General features: G+C 56.8%; 4 protein-coding genes. 2 read left to right on the forward strand and 2 right to left on the reverse strand.

The features are described 5' to 3' along the window. Positions 1-598, forward strand: a 598-nt coding sequence (locus GR197_RS32585; RefSeq protein ID WP_246724741.1) for a hypothetical protein, incomplete at its 5' end; no start/stop codon positions are given. A gap of 50 nt (positions 599-648) precedes the next feature. On the opposite strand, the gene GR197_RS31260 is transcribed toward GR197_RS32585, so the two are convergent. Together GR197_RS31260 and GR197_RS31265 are read right to left on the reverse strand one after the other, a co-directional pair. Next, positions 649-1,278 (reverse strand): flavin reductase family protein, encoded by a 630-nt coding sequence (locus tag GR197_RS31260; RefSeq protein WP_164016573.1) that lies wholly within the window; start codon positions 1,276-1,278, stop codon positions 649-651. 4 nt (positions 1,279-1,282) lie between these two features. Further along, positions 1,283-1,726 carry an SRPBCC family protein gene (locus tag GR197_RS31265; RefSeq protein ID WP_141336796.1) on the reverse strand — a complete coding sequence of 148 codons (444 nt, stop codon included), beginning with the start codon at positions 1,724-1,726 and terminating at the stop codon, positions 1,283-1,285. A gap of 311 nt (positions 1,727-2,037) precedes the next feature. On the opposite strand from GR197_RS31265, the gene GR197_RS31270 reads away from it, so the two are divergent. Then, positions 2,038-2,424: a nuclear transport factor 2 family protein gene (locus tag GR197_RS31270; protein WP_141336795.1), complete on the forward strand. Its 387-nt coding sequence runs from the start codon at positions 2,038-2,040 to the stop codon at positions 2,422-2,424. Positions 2,425-2,806 lie beyond the last annotated feature (382 nt).

Below are 2,806 nucleotides of genomic sequence, written 5' to 3' on the forward strand. Positions count from 1 at the left end.
GCTCAGTAATGCCATGTCGATCACTCCAGAGCCCCCGCTGAAAACATGCGAGGGACGGTTGAAACATGGGTCAATTCTCAATGGAAATATTAGGCTGCGCCGGGTCAGCTCTCAGTGGAAATCAACAGTCCGGCATTCCCAGGATGAATGTCCTGTCAACTCGCGAGGCATCGAATACGCCATCGTGCAACAGGCTCTGCTGGATGATCCCAAGTGCGCTTCTGATGGCGGGCGCGAGCGCCAACGCTCTGGGGGTCGGCCGGACGCCATCCGGGCAACGTGTAAAAAGCTCGTCGCCGAACAATTTACGAAGTCGATTCAGCGAATGGCTCATGGAAGATTGACCGATGCCCAGGCGCTCGGCCGCGCGCGTGACGTTGTATTCGGCGTGAAGGACGTCGAATGCAATAAGGAGATTGAGGTCGATGCGGTTGAACTCGGAATAGTCGATGTTCAGGAAGTAACTCCTCGGAGAATGTCAAGCTGCGGCGGCGTTGAGGCAGCACGTTATATCTCACAACTCCAGAGCGTTCCACGGCTGGTGGTTTTTCAAAAAAAGGCTCGGGGTAAAGCCGGGCCTGAAGGTGCGGAGCTGTGATCGTACTCCGCGGGGAAATCAATGCTCGCGTCACCGCGCGAGGTGCCACCCTAAACCGAAACGTCCAAGGCGTCGCCGACCGCATAAAAGTGACCGCCGGCAACATAGTGGAGGCTTCGCCATTCCGGGTCGGCGTTTTCGAACTGCCAGTGCCCGTCCCGAAATATCCGGCGATCGGCCCACGCGCCGACGATTTCCGCTATAAAGAGATCGAACCAATCTTGAATACCCTTGGCGGGTATCACCTTACAAGCAAGCCAGGCGGAACAACCCGATACGAACGGCAAGTCAAAACCGTCCATCCGAAGCAGTTCCACGCCGGACCGGACGAGTTTGTCCGGGGTCGTCTTCAGGGAATTGCTTCCAAGCGTGAATGTAAGTGCTGCTTGGCGAGCCGTCGGCACCTGAACGACGAATTGACCGCTCTTGTCGATCAATTCCCTTGTCGCCGTCTTGGCATCCAGAACCACCGTCAATTTCGGCGGTGAAAAGTCGAGGGGGCACGCCCAGGCGGCGGCCATTACATCGTCAACGCCTCCGCTGCGTGCGGATACGAGAACGGTAGGGCCGTGATTTATCAATCGGACGGCCTTTTCAAGCTCGACCGGAGCGATGTGCGAGCCTACTGACAGCCAGCCGTCGCTTGGTACCGCTCCGGAAGTTTGACCCGCAAGCGCCATGATGTCAGCGTGACTGGCGCAGGTAGGCCTGCAGGCTATCGCTGCCGCCGATGATAAGTCCCTGCATCAGCTTCTCGTACTTGCCCTCCGGATCGGGTTCCCTGAGGTCGAACGTTGCAGACCAGCGTATGAAGGAACCGCGCGCTCGGGTCAGCGCCGTGACCGCGACCGTGAGGGTGTAGTTGTCGAGCGGCAAGGGAGCCTCCTCGAAACGATACGTCAGACTGCGTCTCACATCGTCAGTGGCGAGCAGACGTTCTACGATTACGCCGCCGTCGCCGAGGATGAGTTTGCGAACGCACCCAACCATGCCGTCCGGCACCTCGTTGTCGATCCGGCTCTCCGCGATGTCGGAATGCCACTTGGAAATCTCACCGAATTTTTTAAGCACGTTCCATGCATGATCGGCGTCGCCGTCGATGACGTCGTTGAATTCGACCGATGGCATTTTTGAACCTCCCGATAACACTGCGCGCGTGACGGCCAGCCAGCCGTCACTGATTAATAGTGATCCCTACAGACGCTTTGTGTAGTCTTTGCTACAGATGGTCAAGAGTACATTTTCAGAAACTGCCCCGCGGCTTCCGACCCCGTCAGACCCATGCCGCTCAAGCTCAAATTCGCCTTGACTACTACCGCTAAATTGTTCAGATTGTCGTCTGTAACGACCATTACAGACGGACGACCGGGCGCGCGAGGTTCGCTTCGTGCGAGCGATTTCGTTCGCGGAAACACCCGTCAATCCACCGGAGAAATTCTATGACCAAGAATATCAAGACCATCCCGACGTCGGACTACGAAGAGATCATCGCGACTGTTCAGCATTACGTTGACGGTCTGCGAGTCGGCAAATCCGGCGACGTCGCCAAAGCTTTCAACAAGGACGCCGTGATGTACGGCTTTACCAATGGAAAGCTGCTGGGCGGTCCGATTAAGAACCTGTACGAATTCGTCGACGAAAACGGCACGGCTCCGGAAATCAAGGTGCGTCTCGATATCCTCGGCATCACGCCGACGACCGCCGTTGTTCGCGTTGACATGGAAAAGGACGCTATTGGCGCTGACTACACCGATCTCCACACCCTCATCAAAATGGGCGGCAAGTGGCAGATCATCGCGAAGGTCTACCACATGTACGAGGGCTAATCCCTCCCGAGACAGCCCTTGTCTGGAGGTCGTCAGCGAAATGCTGACGACCTCTTTTCGTTATATTGACCGCTAACGCTCAGGGCTTGGGGCGGCTTTGTCTCTGCGATGCGAAGTGCTGGACGAAAGACGCTCCGATGTCGACAAGGCGTCCAATGAGGGCAGCTCCGGTTTCCGCCGACGAGAGGCGTGCATCTCCTCCGAAAATACCTGCAGGCGCGATCTCGTCGCTTTCCACGCAGGGCTGTCCGGGGAAAATTCTGGGTGAATCGAAATGTCGCAGGCGCATGCCCCGTAAGACAGAGGTTTTCCGTCTATTTTCTGGTTGTCGAGACTCAGAAAAGGAACGGAGCATGCGCTTTACGCCTAGCATTTTCGGGCA

Source organism: Rhizobium phaseoli, from assembly GCF_010668805.1.
In the GTDB taxonomy this organism is placed as follows: domain Bacteria; phylum Pseudomonadota; class Alphaproteobacteria; order Rhizobiales; family Rhizobiaceae; genus Rhizobium; species Rhizobium phaseoli_A.